The following is a 16,475-nucleotide window of genomic DNA, read 5'->3' as shown; positions in this document are numbered from 1 at the left end:
CATGAGCAGGGAGGGATTATGGCACTGGTGCCAGTCATCGGCTGGGGCCATCGGGGTGAAGTGAACGCTGCTCTCCGGGCCATCCATGCTCATACCTGATCCATCGCCTCGCTCACCCACCGGTCCTCACCCAGGAACCCGCCACTCTGATGGTGCCACAGCCGCGCATAGATGCCGTTCTTGGCGAGCAATTCGGTGTGGGTGCCCTGTTCGATGATGCGTCCATCATCCATGACGATCAGTCGATCCATCGCCGCAATCGTGGACAGCCGATGGGCGATGGCGATGACGGTTTTACCCTGCATCATTTCATCTAGGCTTTCCTGGATGGCCACTTCGACTTCCGAATCCAGCGCGCTGGTCGCCTCGTCAAGGAGCAGGATCGGGGCGTTCTTGAGCATCACTCGGGCAATCGCGATGCGCTGGCGCTGGCCGCCCGACAGTTTGATGCCGCGCTCGCCGACCAAGGTGTCGTAGCCGGTGTGACCCTGGCGGTCGCTCAGTTGGCTGATGAACTCATCGGCCTGGGCATTGGCTGCGGCACGGCGGATTTGTGCGTCGCTCGCATCGGGTCGGCCATAGGCGATGTTGTCGCGAATGGAGCGGTGCAGCAGGGACGTATCCTGGGTGACCATGCCGATAGCGCTGCGCAGGCTGTCTTGCGTCACGCGGGCGATGTCTTGCCCGTCAATGCGGATCTGCCCGCTGTCGACATCATAGAAGCGCAGCAGCAAGTTGATGAGCGTGGATTTGCCCGCGCCGGAGCGGCCCACCAGGCCGATTTTCTCCCCCGGGCGAATGTTCAGGCTCAAGCCATCGAGCACCTGGCGTTCGCCATTGTAGTTGAAGCTCACATTGTCGAAGGTGACCGCTCCGCCTGAGGTCACCAGCACCCCCGCGTCCGGCGCATCCTGCACCTTGGGGCCGCGGGTAAGGGTGGCCATGCCATCCTGCACGGTGCCGATGCTCTCGAACAGCGAGGTCATTTGCCACATGATCCAGTGCGACATGCCGTTGATACGCAACGCCATGGCGGTGATCGCCGCCACGGCACCGGCGCCGACGTCGCCCTGGTGCCACAGCCAGAGGGCATAACCGCCTGCCGCCATGATCAAGCCCACCACCAACGCCTGGTTGACGATCTCGAATTGGCTGACCAGACGCATCTGGCGAAAGCCGGTCTGTTTGAAATCCTCCATGGCCGCGCGGGCGAAGTGCGCTTCACGATTGGAATGGGAGAACAGCTTCACGGTCGTGATGTTGGTGTAGGCGTCCGAGATACGCCCGGTCATCGAAGAGCGCGCATTGGCCTGTTCCTGCCCGACTTTCCCCAGGCGGGGTACGAAGTAGAGCATGGCCAGCCCGAACAGCACGATCCAGGCCACGAAAGGCAGCATCAGTTTCAGGGCGAAGCCACCGGCCAATGCGATGATCGCGATGAAATACACGCCGATTCCGGGGGCGATCTCGATCAGGGTGAACAGCACGTCACGCACGGCCAGCGCAGTCTGCATCACCTTGGTGGTGACCCGGCCTGAGAACTCGTCGGAAAAAAACGACAGGCTTTGCCGCAGCATCAGGCGGTGAAAGTCCCAACGCAGCCGCAACGGCAGATTGATCGCCAATATCTGGTGCTGCACCATGGTACGCAACGCTACCAGCCCGATGCTGGCCAGCATGACGAGGCCCATGCCCCACAGCACGCGACTTTCCTGCGCCGCCGCCTCACCGCCGGCCTGCCAGGTCGAGAGCAGGTCCACGACCTGGCCGAGGAAGGAAAACAGCCAGGCTTCATAGATCGACACACCGGCGCTGAGCAGTGCAAACGCGAGGATGTAACCGCGGGCGCCCCGTGTGCAGGCCCAGAGAAACCGAGCCAGGCCTTCGGGCGGCGGCGGTACCTCGTCGGGCGGGAAAGGGTCGAGCCTTTGTTCAAATACGCGAAGCATGGGGGTCTCCGAAACGATCGATCAGGAGATTCTGCCACTTAAAGGCTGCCTTGAGGGTTCTGTGGCGCTGTGGTCGAATCGAGCGCTCTCAGGGATTGGCACTCATCCGGCGGCGGATCGCCGTGCGCAGACGCATTCGAGGGCATCACTGCGCACTCAACTCCCACAACACATCCAGTACATGTTGCGTAGGCCTCTCGATGTCCAGACTGCGGTGGGCGATACCCAGTTGACGCCACAACAAGGGCTTTAATGGCCGCATGACGATCCGGGTATCGGGCAATGGCGTGGAGGCCTCATGGGGCAACAACGTCGCACCATATCCCGCCGCCACCAGGCTTTTGATCGCATCGTTGTAGTTCAGTTGGATGCGCGGCACAGGCTGCAGGCCGTCACTGGCGAACCACTCCGACGTCAAGCGCGAAAGGCGAGTGGTGGTGTCATTCAAAATCAACGGCTGAGCGGACAGCCAACCGGGTGTCACGGTATCCGGGCATTCCCAGCGAGCCGGCAAGAAGGCCATGACCGGGTCCCGTCGCCACGGCTCGATCCGCAGGCCCTTCACCGGCGACTGCGGCAGCGCGACCAGACCGATCTCCAAGGAGCCCTCGGCAAGCTTCTTCAAGGTTTCCTGGGAGGTGAGCACCGCGACCTGCACATCGATAGCGGGGTGGCGTTGGCTCAACGTTTCCAAAGCGTTCGGCAGCAACTGTGCGATGGCCCCGGTGGAGGCGCCTAGCCGCACACGTCCGGCCAATCCCTGTACCTGACGCTCCACGTCCTCGAGCGCCTGCTCCGCATCCGCCAACAGGCGCCGCGCGCGCTCCACCAGGGTATTTCCTATCGCTGAAGGCTGAACGCGCCCACGTGTGCGCGACAAGAGCTTGCCACCCACCCGCGACTCCAGGTCGGCGATATGCAGGCTGACAGTGGGGGGCGCAAGGTGCAGCACGCGCGCGGCTTCGGCAAACGATCCCAGGTCGGCAATCGCCACCAACGTACGCAGCCGGTCCAGGCTGATTTCCCGCATAAGTGAGCCCTTCTTCAGGAAAACTGAATTACAGCGTTAATAAATTCAACTTTTCCTATCTTAGCGCCTCGCTGAACATTGGAGCTCCTGATTTTCAATGTTCGAGAGCATGCCATGGCAAGTCCCCTTGTATTCATCGATGGCGACCAAGGCACCACCGGGTTGCAAATCCATCAACGTCTGCGCGACCGGAGCGATCTGCGGCTGCTCACCCTCAGCGCCGACTATCGCAAGGATCCGCAACGCCGCGCTGAAGCCATCAACGACTGCGACATCGCAATGCTTTGCCTGCCCGACCCGGCTGCGCGCGATGCGGTAGCGAGCATCAAAAACCCGGCTGTACGCGTGATCGATGCAAGTTCCGCGCACCGCACCCATCCAGACTGGGTCTACGGTTTCGCGCAGATGAACTCGCGGCAGGCAAGGCGAATCGCCACGGCGCGGCGGGTCAGCAATCCTGGTTGCTATCCCACGGGCGCGATAGGGCTGCTACGTCCACTGCTGGAGGCTGGGCTACTGCCCACGGACTACCCGATGAATATTTACGCCGTGTCGGGCTATTCCGGAAAAGGGCGTGCCGGCGTAGAAGAATATGAGGGCGAGGGCGCATCGCAGGCGCCGGCGTTTCAGGTCTATGGGCTGGGGTTGGCACACAAGCACGTTCCGGAGATCCAGCAGCAAAGCGGGCTGACGGAACGGCCGATGTTTGTGCCGGCCTATGGCGCTTTTCGGCAGGGGATCGCGCTGACCATACCTGTGCAAACCCGCTTGTTGGCGCCTGGCGTGAGCGCGGTGCAGTTGCATGCGTGTCTGACCCAGCACTACGCCGATGCACGCCATGTACACGTGATGTCGATGCAGGAAGCTAAAGAGTTGACGTTCCTTGATCCCCAAGCGCTGAACGGCACAGATGATTTGCGATTGTCGGTGTTCGAGAACGATGAGACCGGGCAGGTTTTGCTGGCCGCGGTGTTTGACAATCTTGGGAAGGGCGCCGCGGGCGCGGCGGTGCAGAATCTGGACCTGATGCTGGCAGGCGCATGACCGCGCCAATCAGCGTGGTGCCCTGACTTCAGTGGGGAGCGGGAATACTCTGTTTTGGCATGAAAAATCGAGCGAACAGTTCAGATTGTGACTTGATGTTCAATTTTGCATAAATGTTGCGGCGGTGAACTTTTATGGTCTCCGCCGAGAGGGACAGCTTTCCGGCTATTTCTTTGTTGGAAAAACCGCTGAGTAATAAGCGGAGTACGTCACTTTCGCGTGCGGTAATTTGTGTGCCAAGTTGACTGAGCGTTTCTGGCCACAGCGGCGGCTCGGTCAGCGTTTTTTCTACGTCAATCTCAAAACCCATGCGCTGATGCATCAAGGCAATCACCCACGGCTTGATAATGTCAAGGATGGTTATTTGCTCTTGGCTGAAGCGGACTTTACTGCCGATGGAAATGCATAACGTTCGGTCGGGGTCGAGCTGGACATTGTACTGTGCCTCATCCATGGAGATGTATTGGGCAAAGTACTGGTGGTAATACTCGGTTTTAAGAAAGTATTCCGGCGCAATGTCCAATAGGTGGAAGAAGCCACTCTGTGGTTTTTCCCGATTGGCTATATAAAATGGATCCAGCAAGTAAAGACCTTTCACATAGCGATGAGTGAATGCGTCGACTTCTTCCGCATCGGCGACCTCAGGAAGGCTGACGACTTGCACGTGTTCATTGCTGAAAATCAATACAACCCAATTATCGATCTGTACATATTCATTCAATGTGCGAACCAGGGAACTCCAGAAATCTGGACGATTCAGCTGCATGATCAGCTTCCCGATCGATCGATGCCAAGCCAGGCTATGGAGGTCAAACGGCATTTTCTACCCCTTTAGGGTTAGGGATTCGCAAGTCAAAGGTAAGTATTCGTAGGTATTTACTATTCGGTAACACCCGGTATATTCGCTGCCAGTGTTTACGATGGCCATGAGGGCATATCGTCTTGACAAGGATGTTGCATGAGAAAGTCACATTTGCGAACCATTTTTTCGGTCTCGCTTCTCTGGGCAGGGATAAGCACTTCAGTGGCAGCTGTAGAGCCCGGGATCTATCTGTATAACTGGTTCGGATTGCTTGCGCCGCAGACGCCAAAGGAGTTTGAGCAGGAAACTGGCACGCGCGTGCATATGGATGCGTTCGACAGCGCAGAAATCATGCAGAGCAAGGTCATGGCCGGGCGTACCGGGTATGACGTGGTCGTGGCGACGTCCAATGTGTTGCCAAGCCTGATCCAGGCGGGCGTTCTTCAGCCTTTGGATCGTCATCAGCTGAGTAACTTTTCACATATCGACCCTGACATCCTGGCCCAACTCGCGGTCAATGATCCTGGTAACCGCTACGCGGTACCCTATTTGTGGGGCACTACTGGCATCGGTTATGACGTTGACAAAGTCAGAGCGGCATTGGGTGACAATGCTCCGGTAAATAGCTGGGATCTGATCTTCAAAGAAGAAAACATCAGTAAGCTACAGTCGTGTGGCGTGGCAATGCTTGACTCGCCAAGCGAGATCATTTCGATTGCCTTGAATTACCTTGGACTCCCCAGCAACAGCAAGAACCCGGATGATTACCAGAAAGCTCAAGCCCTGCTGTTGAAGATCCGGCCTTATGTCCTTTATTTCGACTCGTCAAGAATCGACGCCGACTTGGCTGACGGCAATATTTGTGCGGTGGTGGGATGGGCCAATGGTGCCCTGGCGGCACAGGCTATCAACGAGAAGGCCAATACGGGACGCAAGATTACCTACAGTCTTCCCCGCGAAGGCGCGTTGTCCTGGTCGGAGAATCTGGTTTTGCTAAAAGATGCGCCTCATCCGAAGGAAGGCATGGCGTTCATCAATTATATGTTGCGACCAGAAATTATCGCCAAGACCTCAAACCACACGCTATACCCTAACGCAAATAAGGATGCCGCCGAGTTTGTCGAGCAGAAACTGCGAGACAATCCCTGGATTTATCCAGACAAAAAGACGATCGCTACACTTATTCCACTTGAACCCCTGCCATTGAAGCTGGAGCGCATCCGCACGCGGATCTGGACCAAAGTGAAGAGCGGCGTGTGATCCGGCTTTGATTTGGATACCTGGAAAGTAAGACGTAAACGCCGATATACAGGGGCGCAGGGCTGGTTGGTATCTGTAAACTCATCAGTCCGGCGTCTTCCGGTCCATTGCGCCGCCCCATGTAAAAAGAGAACAGTGGATGTTCAGCCCAGCCAATCAAACGCAGTTCAGTTTGACCATCAACGGTTTCGAGCACGATGTTCAAGTGCTCGCATTCACTGGAGAAGAGGGAATCAGCAGGCCTTACCTCTTCAATGTGGAGTGTGTTAGCGAGCGCTCTGACCTGGATCTCGAAAGCCTCTTCGACAAAGAGGCTTTTCTGACGTTAGACGCGAAGGGCAACGGCATTCATGGACGGGTCTACCACATCGCACAAAGCGGTCACGGCCAGGGTTTGACGCATTACAGCCTGGCCCTAGTCCCCCACCTGTCCTACTTGCGGCACCGCATCAGCCAGAGGATCTATCAACAGTTCTCGGTGCCGAAAATCGTCGCTTTGATCCTGGAAGAGCACGGCATTCTGGGCGACGCCTATCGCTTTCACCTGGGCGCGACCTACCCAGGGCGTGACTACTGTACCCAGTACGGCGAAACGGATTTGCACTTTATCCAGCGCTTGTGCGAAGAAGAGGGTATCCACTTTCACTTCCAGCACAGTGTTCAAGGCCACGTGCTGGTCTTTGGTGACGATCAGGCGGTTTTTCCCGGGATCGGGCAGCCCACTGCTTATGGGCAAGCGCGCGATAGGGTGAGCAACGAGCCACTGATCAAGCGCATCAACCTGCGCCTGGGGCGGCTCCCCCGTCGTGACTCGCACCGCAACGACGGCGTCGAGCGACAGCTGGACATTGAAGACGATGACAGGCTGGAGCGCTTCACCGGTCATGAGCACGGCAAGCAGAGACGTCTTCGTACTATGGAGCGTCGCCATGCGGCTTATCGTCAAGCCGAAGGGCAGAGTGACCAGACTCGGTTAGTCAGCGGCCATGTGCTGGAAATCTCAGGCCATCCGCGCCAGGAGTGGAACGCCCTATGGCTACTGACCCAGGTTATCCACGAAGGCCGGCAACCACAGGTATTGAATGAGGATGTCGCCAGTGGCAACACGGTGCACGAGGGTGACTTCCATCAGGGTTACCGCAACCGCTTTATCGTTCTGCCATGGAATGTGTCCTATCGTCCGTCGTTGGCCCACAAGAAACCTCAGGTGCCAAGCGACCAGACGGCTGTAGTCATCGCCTTGCCAGACGAGGAGATCCAGATTGATGGGCGCTTGGCAAGGATCAAGGTCAAGTTCCCCTGGGACCGCGACGACAGATTTGACGACAAGAGTCGGTGTTGGCTGATGGGGCCCTCCGATTGGGGTTGTGAAATCGGGCCTTTGCGGACGGGCATGGAAGTCGTGGTTACATTTCTTGAAAACGACCCCGATCAACCGCTGATCAGTGGTTGCCTGTGTTGTCGCTAAGGCGGGCTTGCCGTTGTTTCCCTTCGGGGCGCAAGGGGGAGCGATCGTCGGTGGGAAATATTCGGGGCAAACCTTCAAACCGATATGGTGGTAACGAGCCCCCGGGCGGGGGGCTTTTACGGCAACATCAATCGCCAGCTTTCAGTGATCTCCCGGCCAAGCCGCTTCAGCCTGGAGACCCTGGGCACTCCGGGGCGAAGTGTTTCCACCAGTCGGGACGGTCAGCCTGTTGCTGATAGGTCTGCACCTGATCGGCTGCGCTGCCCAGCAGTTGTTCCACGTTCAGGCCGCGCCGGCGGACATAGTCGTCCAGCTCCTGCACGGCGCGTGAGAGGACCGGGTAACCGCCGGCGAATACCGCCGACGTCATCTCGGTGGCGCAGGCCCCCGCCAGTAGAAAACGCGCGACATCCAGGCCGTTACGGGCACCGTTGGTGGCGATCAGCGGGTAGCTGTCGCCCATGGCCTTGCGGGTCATCATCAGCCAGCGTGCGGTCAGTGGCAGCGCCCAGCCGCCACCGATGGCTGCACTGGTCCCAAGCATCGGCAGGCCGGTGTCCAGATCCGGCAGAAATCCCATGAAGCGACCCATCATCACCACGCTGTCCGCGCCTCCCCGACGTGCCGCCTGAGCCAGGCCGACCACGTCCTCGCTCTGTCCGGTCAGCTTGATCCATAAGGGCAGGGTGGTGGCCTTGCGAATGCGCGACACAATCGCCTCGATTCGCGCCGCTCCCCGTTCCAGTACGATGGCGCCCTTGGCCGCTTCCTCGCCGTGAGGTGCGCCGATGTTCAGCTCCAGTACGCGCAGACCGGCCTGTTCGATCTGCCGGGCGTACTCGGCGCATTGCTCAAGGTCACTGAGGATCAGGCTTGGAATGACATAGGCGTCTTGCCGTCGGGCTTCGATGTCCAATACCGCCAGCTCATCGAGCCATTCGCAAAACTCGCGCTGAACCAGGCCGGAGCGACCGAACAGGCTGGCATCGGCGGGTGGCGAGAAGTCCCACGGCAAACGGTTCCAGTTCGAATCCAGCAGCACGTAGTCGGTCTTGTCCAGTTGCTGTTTGGCGGCCTGGGATTCGTTGGTGGATTTGGCCACTACCGCGCCAACTCCGCTGGCGAGGGCGGCACGAATGGCCTCGCGGGTCATGGTCTGTTCGCCGGCGCCGCAGATGACCGGGTTTTTCAGCGTCAGCCTTGCGATGGGTGTGGTGAGTCGCGTCATGGTCGTTCCACTCACAGGTTCATCAGACGGGAGGCGTTGCCAGAGGTCATTTTGCGAATGTCCTCGTCGCTGTAGCCCAGGTCCAGCAGTTGGCCGATCACGTTGCGAAAGCCTTCGGCAATGCTCGGGTTGCCCTGTTGCCCGAGGTCGGAGCCGAGGATGGTCAGGTCGACCGTGCCGGCTTCGATGACTTGTCGCAGGAATTGATCATCGTAGAATTTGAACTTCGAACCGGGTACCCACATGCACATCGAGTGCTCCATGAACACACCGTCCCTGGCCAGTTGACGCATGTCATCGAGGGTCGCGTCGACCACGTAGGTCGGATGGTTGACCAACAGACGCTTGACCCCGCGGTTGCGAGCCTCTTCGAACAGCGGCCAGATTTCCCGAATGTTCAGGTGACCGGCGGAAAGCACGATGTCTTCGGCGGCGATCAGGTCCAGAATCGCTTTGACTTCTTCTTTCAGATGGCCGTCGTCATCGAGTACGGTCAGCGGAATCGGTTGCAGCATGCGCTGGGTGGTCTGTGGAAATTTCTCGGTGAACTTGGCGTCCTGATGGTGGTGGGCGATGTGGTTGGCCGAAGAGAAAGTCGGCATCCAGACCAGTTTCGCTCCCAGTTTCAAACCATGTTCGACCGCATGTACGTTCAGGCCGCCGACCGCGTTGTTCAGCGGCACGCCGGAAAGCATGTGCACGTCAAGCTCGCTGAAATGCTTGTTCAGCAAGGTCGTGACCGGTGTGCAACTGTAGTAGTGATCCTTGAGCAGCACAGCCTTGAGCCCGGCTTCGCTGGCTTCACGCATGGCCTCGAGATGGTCGCAGTAGCGGGGCATCACGGACGGGCCGCTGTGGCAGTGCAGGTCGATGGCGCCGCGCATCAGGCTGTCGATGTGGGCCCGGCGGTCCTCGGTGGTGGGTTTGACAATGGCGTTCATGACGTTACCTCTTGTTGTTTTGGATAGGGCTCAGCGAACCTGGCCGTGAAAATGCCGGACCTGTTGTGTCCAGCCGGCGCGCAGCACCGCCTGGTCTGCACCCAGAATGAAAAAGCGCACGCCCATGGCGCGGAAGCGCGCCAGGTCTTCGCTGTTGGAGACAAAAATGCCGGCCGCCTTGCCGGCCTGTTGTGCCGCGTCGATCACCCGGCTGACAGCGGACTCCACGCGCGGGTCATCCAGCGTGCTGACGCCCAGCGACACACTCAAATCCGCACGGCCCACCAGCAGGCAGTCGATCTGTTCGACGTTGGCGATGGCCGCGAGGTTGTCCAGCGCTTCACGGTCTTCGATTTGCGCGATGATCCCGTGGCGACCGTCTTCGGCGGCCAGGTGTTCTGCCAGATTCGCGCGGCCATAACCGCCCGCTCTTGGCGAGTTGGAGAAACCGCGGTTGCCACTGCGGTAGCGGGTGGCCTGCAAGACCTGCCTGGCTTGGGCGGCATGGACAATATGCGGCAGCACCAGGCCATCGGCCCCCAGATCCAGCGCTTGCAGCAGAGTCGTGGCGCGATCGTCGGCCACGCGCACCAAGCCTGCGACATGGCTGGCGCGGCAGGCCAGCAACCCACGATCGAGACTGCCCTGGTCGAAGGGCGCATGTTCGGCATCCAGCACCACCGCATCCAGGCCGCAGTCACCGGCGATCTCGATCACGGCATGGCTGGGCGTCTTGATGAAGGTGCTGATCAGCGCTTCACCGCCGCGCAGCCTGGCCGCGAAATCCGTGCGGCTCATGACGGCTGGTGCCCGGCGCCCGCAAATTCGGCCGCCTGGTATTCGATCAGGTGGCGGTAATCATCGCGAATCGGCGAGAACACATCCAGATTCATCACCACCTCATCGCCCACAGGTTCTGCGTAATGCACCACGTGGGGCGGGATGCGAATCATGCTGCCCGGGCCACCTTCCACGACGTCGTCGCCGAGATGAAAGCGCACCCGACCCTGCACGATGATGACGAGCTGCTCGAAGGTGTGGCTGTGGGGAAACACGTCCATCCCCGGCGTCAGCCAGTTCATGACACAGAGCGTGTCGTCCCCGCGGAACGCGACGCGCTCGACGCCTTTGCGAACGGTCTCGCGTGGCAGGTCATTCCAGTTGTGAAGCAATGCGTTGGCTAGGCTCATCGGTGATTCCTTTGTTTCTTTTGTAAGAATTGTGTTTCTTTCTGAGATAAAGCTAACGCCCACGCAAATAGGCGGTCAAGTGACTTTTTTGGCTTGACACCCGTTCTTCTGGAAATCTAGGATGGCGCCATTCAGAGAAATAGTATTTCTCTCAATGAAATCAAATGTGATTAATTTCTGAAGGGCCCGTGATATGCGAGTTATTGAATCCCTGCTCATTGATGGCCAGTGGTCCACCGGTGCTCACGAGCGCCAGGCGGATGTCTTCAACCCTGCCACCGGCGAGGTCATCGCGAAGCTGAGCCTGGCTTCGACGGTCGACCTGGACCGAGCGCTGGCCGCCGCGCAACGTGGGTTCCAGGCCTGGCGCAAGACGTCTGCCTATGAGCGTTCGAAGATTCTGCGTCGAGCTGCCGATCTGGTGCGTCAGCGTTCGGACGAGATCGCTGCATTGATCACTCAGGAGCAGGGCAAGCCGCTGGCAGAGGCCAAGCTTGAAGCGTTCGGCGCTGGCGATCACATCGACTGGTACGCCGAGGAAGGACGTCGCGCCTATGGGCGTGTGATTCCGCCCCGTGCCCGTGGTGTGCGGCAGACCGTCCTGCGCGAACCGGTGGGCCCGGTCGCGGCATTCAGTCCATGGAACTTCCCGGTGAGCCAACTGGTGCGCAAGATCGCCGGAGCACTCGCCGCGGGCTGCTCGATCATTGCCAAAGGACCGGAAGAAACGCCGTCGTCGTGCATCGAATTGTGCCGGGCGTTTCAGGATGCCGGTGTGCCGAACGGCGTTCTGAACCTGGTGTTCGGCGTGCCTGCCGAAGTCTCCGATTACCTGATTCGCTCCGAGGTCATTCGCAAGGTGTCGTTCACCGGCTCCGTGCCAGTTGGCCGTGCACTGGGCGCGCTGGCCGGGCAGTACCTCAAACGCTGCACCCTGGAACTGGGCGGGCATGCGCCGTTCATCGTCTGTGACGATGTGGACGTCAAGGCCGTGGCGGCGCTGGGGGCCGGCCTGAAGTTTCGCAACGGCGGGCAAATCTGCGCGTCGCCGACGCGTTTCTACGTGCAGTCGTCGATCTACGAGCCGTTCGTCGACGCATTCTGCCAGGCCGGAGCGGCGATCAAGATGGGGGATGGTCATGACGCTTCGACCCACCTGGGACCACTGGCCAACCCGCGTCGGGTCAGCGCGGTACAGGAATACGTCGATGACGCACTGGCTGTCGGTGCGCAGTTGATGTTAGGCGGCAAACCGGCACAAGGCGCCGGCTTTTTCTACCCGGCCACGGTGTTGACCGATGTTCCGGACAACGCCCGGGTGATGAATGAAGAACCGTTCGGGCCCATCGCTTCGATCGTTCGCTTCGACACCGTCGAAGAGGTGATCGAGAAAGCCAACGGTCCGTCGTTCGGGTTGGCCGCCTTTGCGTTCACCCGCTCGATCCAGCGCGCCACCTTGCTGGCCGACGAGCTGGAATCGGGCATGGTGTCCATCAACCACTTTGGCCTGGCAGCACCGGAAACACCGTTTGGTGGCGTGAAGGACAGCGGCTACGGCAGCGAAGGCGGCAGCGAAGGGCTGGACGCCTATTTCACCACCAAATTCGTCAGCCAGATCGGCTGAGAAGACGCCACTAACGAGAACAATAACAATGAAAACCTTCGATTACATCGTGGTCGGTGCCGGCTCGGCCGGCTGTGCGTTGAGCGCACGGCTGGCACAGGCGGGCAAGCAGGTGCTGCTGCTCGAAGCCGGTCCTGCCGACAATCATCCCTACATCCACATTCCCGGCACTTTCATTCGCGTTCACGGTTCGCAGCGGACCTGGATGTACCGCACCGAGCCTGAGCCTTTCGTCAATCAGCGTCGTATCTACATTCCCCAGGGACGTACCCTGGGAGGCGGGAGCTCGGTCAACGCCATGATCTACATTCGCGGCCAGGCCGAGGACTACGACGAGTGGCAATCCAGCGGCTGCCCTGGCTGGGGCTGGAACGATGTCTTGCCGGTGTTCCGCCGCTGCGAGTCCAATGCTCGCCTGGGTGGCGAGCTGCATGGCCAGGACGGCCCGCTGAAGGTCAGCGACCCGGATCACCGGCATGCCTTGAGTCGCGCGTTCGTTCAGGCAGCGGTGCAGGCCGGCGTGCCCGAGACCGATGATTTCAACGGTGCGAAGCAGGAAGGTGCAGGCTTCTACCAGACCACGACCTCACAAGGACGTCGCGCCAGTTCCGCTGTCACGTACCTCAAGCCGATGCGACGCGATCCTCATCTCACCGTCATGACCGATACCCATGTGACGGGGCTGCTGTTCGATGGCAGCCGTGTCACAGGCGTGCAGGCGCTGGGTCGTGGTGGCGCTGCGACACAATTTACGGCACGGGCCGAGGTCATTGTCAGCGCCGGTGCGGTCGCTTCGCCCAAGTTGCTGATGCTGTCGGGTATCGGCCCGCAGAGTCATCTTCAAGCGATGGGCATCGCCACGCGGGTGCATTCGCCGGGGGTGGGCGAGAACTTTCAGGACCACCTCAGTGCCTCGGTCTACGCCCAGACCCGCGAACCGGTCAGTTTGCTGGGCCATGATCGAGGCCTGCGTGCCGTGGGCCATGGGTTGAAGTACCTGGCCAATCGTTCGGGACTGCTGAGTTCCAACGTGGTCGAGAGTGGTGCGTTCGTCGATGCCACCGGCTGTGGCCGCCCCGACGTGCAGTTCCACGTGGTGCCGGCGTTGGTCGGCGACATCGATCGTTTGCCGCCCGGCGGCCACGGCATCTCCATCAACCCCTGTGCGCTGCGGCCACGTTCCCGAGGCCAATTGCGCCTCAAGAGCGCAGACCCGATGCAGGACGTGGCGCTGAAGGCCAACTACCTGAGCGACGAACACGATCTGCGCACCATGGTCGCCGGTGTCAGGTTTGCCCGTCGTATTCTGCGCGCGCCGGCGTTGGCCAGCGTGGTGGAAAACATGCTGCTGCTGCCCAACCACGACGACATCCCCGATCATGTGCTGGAGGACTATGTGCGCAGCGTGGCCAAGACGGTCTTCCATCCCGCAGGCACCTGTCGAATGGGCACCGACGCCGATGCGGTGGTCGGCCCGGACCTGAAAGTGCACGGTGTGCAGGGGCTGCGTGTGGCTGACGCTTCGATCATGCCGACGATCGTCAGTGGCAATACCAACGCGCCCAGTATCATGATCGGCGAACGTTGCGCCGACTTCATCCTGGGGAGCGCTGCCTGATTTCCTGAACTTCGGATGTCTTGAAACAAGCCGGTTTTCGGAATCGGTTTCTCTTCGCATGCACAACAATTACAAGAGTACAGCGATGAATCTTATCTCCCGTAACACCTTCAACAACGAACAGGACAGTCTCCTCTGGAATCGCATCGCCTGGCGCCTGCTGCCGTTCCTTTTCGTGCTGTACATCATTGCCTTCCTCGATCGGGTGAACGTGGGGTTCGCCAAGCTGCAGATGGCGGCCGACGTCGGCCTCAGCGACATGGCCTACGGGTTTGGCGCCGGGGTGTTTTTCCTTGGCTATTGCCTGTGTGAAATCCCCAGCAACCTGATGCTGCAGCGGGTCGGGGCGAGGTACTGGATCACCCGGATCATGATCACCTGGGGGCTGCTGTCGATGTCGATGATGTTCGTCCAGACACCGACGTCGTTCTACATCCTGCGTTTCCTGCTGGGCATGGCGGAGGCGGGGTTCTATCCCGGCGTCGTCCTTTACATGACTTACTGGTTTCCGTCCTACGCCCGCTCACAGGGCATGGCCTGGTTCAACCTGGGGATTGCCATGGCGGGCGTGTTGGGCAGTCCGTTGTCCGGCTGGATCATGCAGACCTTCGCTGGGGTCCATGGGCTCGCGGGCTGGCAATGGCTGTTCCTGCTCGAAGGCATGCCTGCCGTGCTGTTGGGGATTGTGGTGTTCTTCTATCTGGATGACCGCCCTGGCAACGTTCACTGGCTGACCCCGGCGCAGAATGCGCGTGTCGTGCAGCATCTGGCCGAGCAACGGCAGGAGCACGAGGCGGCAGGGGCGGGGCACAACTTTCGTGCGGCATTCGTCAGCAGGGGGCTGTGGTGCCTGATCTATGTGAACTTCGCCTTGTTGTGCGGTACCTACGGCGTGTCGTTCTGGCTGCCGCAGATCGTGCAGAGCCTGGGGGTCAAGAGCCTGTTTCACACCGGCTTGATTGCGGCGATTCCGTTTGCCGTGGCGTCGGTGATCATGGTGCTGGTCAGCCGCCATTCGGACAGAACCCGGGAACGCCGCTGGCATGGCACGTTGTGCAACCTCGCCTCGGCACTGGGCCTGGCGATTGCTGCGTTCTTTCATGATCAGCCGGTACTGTCGCTGGCCGGTCTGAGCCTGGCGATGTCCGGCGGCCTGGCGGGCTTCTGTGTGCTGTGGGCCTTGCCTGGCGTGCTGCTGACCGGCACGGCCGCAGCTGCGGGTATCGCGCTGATCGCCACCGTCGGCAATCTGGGCGGCTATGCCAGCCCGTTCATGATGGGCTGGATCAAGCAAAGCAGCGGGCATCTGGAGTATGGCCTGTACGTGTTGGCAGTCATGACGCTGATCGGCGCGTGGGTGATGTCGAGAGTCAAGCCGACCAGCGCGCAAGCCGTGGTGGCCATGCCGGAGCCTTCTGCAATTTGATATCGCAGAACAACACAAGCGTTTCGGCAGGAGATACAATCGGGCTTTTCCAGTGATCGATCTGAGGTGACCTCTTGGAACAGGATGACGAAAAGCCCACCACCGGACCGGTATTGCTCGAGTCTGTCGAAATGGTGTTCCGTCTGCTCGATGAATTGACGGCTGCGCGCCGTCCTCTGGGTGTGACCGAACTGGCGCATCAGCTGCAAACCGCCAAGCCCAGGACCTACCGGCATCTGGCTTCGATGCGCCAGCTCGGGATCCTCGAGCAGGATCCCGTCACTGAGAAATACCTGCTGGGCGCTCGCCTGGTAGCGTACGGCGAGGCTGCGGGCGAGCAGTTCGACCTGCGCGCAATCGCAGACCCATACCTGACCCGTATCCGCGATGCCACGGGGCAGTCGGCCTTGCTGGCTGTCGCCACCCATGACACCGCTCTGGTCGTGTCCTGCGTCGAGTCCAAGGCCAACGTGTGCATCTCGGTCAAGCCGGGCAACCGCGTATTGCCTTACTGCTCGGCTCAGGGCCGTACAGTGCTGGCGTTCGCCGATGCCGCCAGTCAGCAGCGAGTGATGCGTCGCAAGATGCCGCGACTGACGGAACGCACCCTGCATGAGCCTGAGTTGTTGGCGCAGCGTCTGGAGTTGATTCGTCAGCGTCTGTACGACGACGCCGACAGCGAAGTGACCATGGGCATCAACGCCCTGTGCTGCCCGATCTTTCGCGAGAACGATGTGATCGTGGGTACCATCGGTATCGTCGGGCCAAGCGCGGCCATTCCTTCGCCTCCGCCAGCGGCCATGCTGCGCGAACTGCAATCGGCTGCGGCAGAAATCAGCGAGCGCCTTCACGCGGGGACTTACCAGCGCCTGTGATGTCCCGCACCTGCTCCTCA

Annotated in this window: 14 protein-coding genes; 7 read left to right on the top strand and 7 right to left on the bottom strand. The window is 60.1% G+C overall.

From position 1 onward, the window contains the following. Positions 1-89: 89 nt before the first annotated feature. Together BLQ55_RS03705 and BLQ55_RS03700 are read right to left on the bottom strand one after the other, a co-directional pair. A complete protein-coding gene (locus BLQ55_RS03705; protein WP_092252442.1) occupies positions 90-1,949 on the bottom strand; it encodes an ABC transporter ATP-binding protein in 1,860 nt (619 codons plus the stop codon). A gap of 145 nt (positions 1,950-2,094) precedes the next feature. Continuing rightward, positions 2,095-2,979, bottom strand: coding sequence for a LysR family transcriptional regulator (locus BLQ55_RS03700; protein WP_092252440.1), 885 nt, complete (start codon positions 2,977-2,979; stop codon positions 2,095-2,097). A gap of 114 nt (positions 2,980-3,093) precedes the next feature. On the opposite strand from BLQ55_RS03700, the gene argC reads away from it, so the two are divergent. Next, positions 3,094-4,023 (top strand): N-acetyl-gamma-glutamyl-phosphate reductase, encoded by a 930-nt coding sequence (gene argC / locus BLQ55_RS03695; protein ID WP_092197950.1) that lies wholly within the window; start codon positions 3,094-3,096, stop codon positions 4,021-4,023. A 28-nt stretch (positions 4,024-4,051) separates the two neighbouring features. Here argC and BLQ55_RS03690 read toward each other — a convergent pair whose 3' ends face one another. Further along, positions 4,052-4,843 carry a response regulator transcription factor gene (locus tag BLQ55_RS03690; protein ID WP_092252438.1) on the bottom strand — a complete coding sequence of 264 codons (792 nt, stop codon included), beginning with the start codon at positions 4,841-4,843 and terminating at the stop codon, positions 4,052-4,054. 138 nt (positions 4,844-4,981) lie between these two features. Here BLQ55_RS03690 and BLQ55_RS03685 point away from each other — a divergent pair, with 138 nt between their 5' ends. Beyond that, positions 4,982-6,085, top strand: coding sequence for a polyamine ABC transporter substrate-binding protein (locus tag BLQ55_RS03685; protein WP_092252436.1), 1,104 nt, complete (start codon positions 4,982-4,984; stop codon positions 6,083-6,085). 139 nt (positions 6,086-6,224) lie between these two features. Beyond that, positions 6,225-7,553: a type VI secretion system tip protein TssI/VgrG gene (gene tssI / locus BLQ55_RS03680; protein WP_092252434.1), complete on the top strand. Its 1,329-nt coding sequence runs from the start codon at positions 6,225-6,227 to the stop codon at positions 7,551-7,553. A 166-nt stretch (positions 7,554-7,719) separates the two neighbouring features. Here the strand turns inward: tssI and BLQ55_RS03675 are convergent, their stop codons facing one another. The 4 genes from BLQ55_RS03675 to BLQ55_RS03660 are packed head-to-tail and all read right to left on the bottom strand — an operon-like array spanning position 7,720 to position 10,912. After that, positions 7,720-8,781, bottom strand: coding sequence for a beta/alpha barrel domain-containing protein (locus tag BLQ55_RS03675; RefSeq protein ID WP_092252432.1), 1,062 nt, complete (start codon positions 8,779-8,781; stop codon positions 7,720-7,722). An 11-nt stretch (positions 8,782-8,792) separates the two neighbouring features. Then, a complete protein-coding gene (locus BLQ55_RS03670; RefSeq protein ID WP_092252430.1) occupies positions 8,793-9,722 on the bottom strand; it encodes a DUF6282 family protein in 930 nt (309 codons plus the stop codon). Between the two features lie 30 nt (positions 9,723-9,752). Continuing rightward, positions 9,753-10,520: an HpcH/HpaI aldolase family protein gene (locus tag BLQ55_RS03665; protein WP_092197959.1), complete on the bottom strand. Its 768-nt coding sequence runs from the start codon at positions 10,518-10,520 to the stop codon at positions 9,753-9,755. Next, a complete protein-coding gene (locus BLQ55_RS03660) occupies positions 10,517-10,912 on the bottom strand; it encodes a cupin domain-containing protein (RefSeq protein ID WP_092197962.1) in 396 nt (131 codons plus the stop codon). The genes BLQ55_RS03665 and BLQ55_RS03660 overlap by 4 nt, the downstream gene beginning before the upstream one ends. A 193-nt stretch (positions 10,913-11,105) precedes the next feature. Here BLQ55_RS03660 and BLQ55_RS03655 point away from each other — a divergent pair, with 193 nt between their 5' ends. The 4 genes from BLQ55_RS03655 (at position 11,106) to BLQ55_RS03640 (ending at position 16,455) form a co-directional block, all read left to right on the top strand. Then, positions 11,106-12,536 (top strand): NAD-dependent succinate-semialdehyde dehydrogenase, encoded by a 1,431-nt coding sequence (locus BLQ55_RS03655; RefSeq protein ID WP_092252428.1) that lies wholly within the window; start codon positions 11,106-11,108, stop codon positions 12,534-12,536. A 28-nt stretch (positions 12,537-12,564) separates the two neighbouring features. Next, positions 12,565-14,154 carry a GMC family oxidoreductase gene (locus tag BLQ55_RS03650; protein ID WP_092197968.1) on the top strand — a complete coding sequence of 530 codons (1,590 nt, stop codon included), beginning with the start codon at positions 12,565-12,567 and terminating at the stop codon, positions 14,152-14,154. A gap of 85 nt (positions 14,155-14,239) precedes the next feature. Continuing rightward, positions 14,240-15,580 carry an MFS transporter gene (locus BLQ55_RS03645; protein WP_092197971.1) on the top strand — a complete coding sequence of 447 codons (1,341 nt, stop codon included), beginning with the start codon at positions 14,240-14,242 and terminating at the stop codon, positions 15,578-15,580. A 74-nt stretch (positions 15,581-15,654) separates the two neighbouring features. After that, positions 15,655-16,455 (top strand): IclR family transcriptional regulator, encoded by an 801-nt coding sequence (locus BLQ55_RS03640; protein WP_092168902.1) that lies wholly within the window; start codon positions 15,655-15,657, stop codon positions 16,453-16,455. Positions 16,456-16,475: the final 20 nt, after the last annotated feature.

This window comes from Pseudomonas sp. NFACC13-1 (assembly GCF_900104425.1).
GTDB classification, from domain to species: domain Bacteria; phylum Pseudomonadota; class Gammaproteobacteria; order Pseudomonadales; family Pseudomonadaceae; genus Aquipseudomonas; species Aquipseudomonas fluorescens_AA.
The sequence above is the reverse complement of the archived record's forward strand: the minus strand, read 5'-3'. Positions and strand labels throughout refer to the sequence as shown.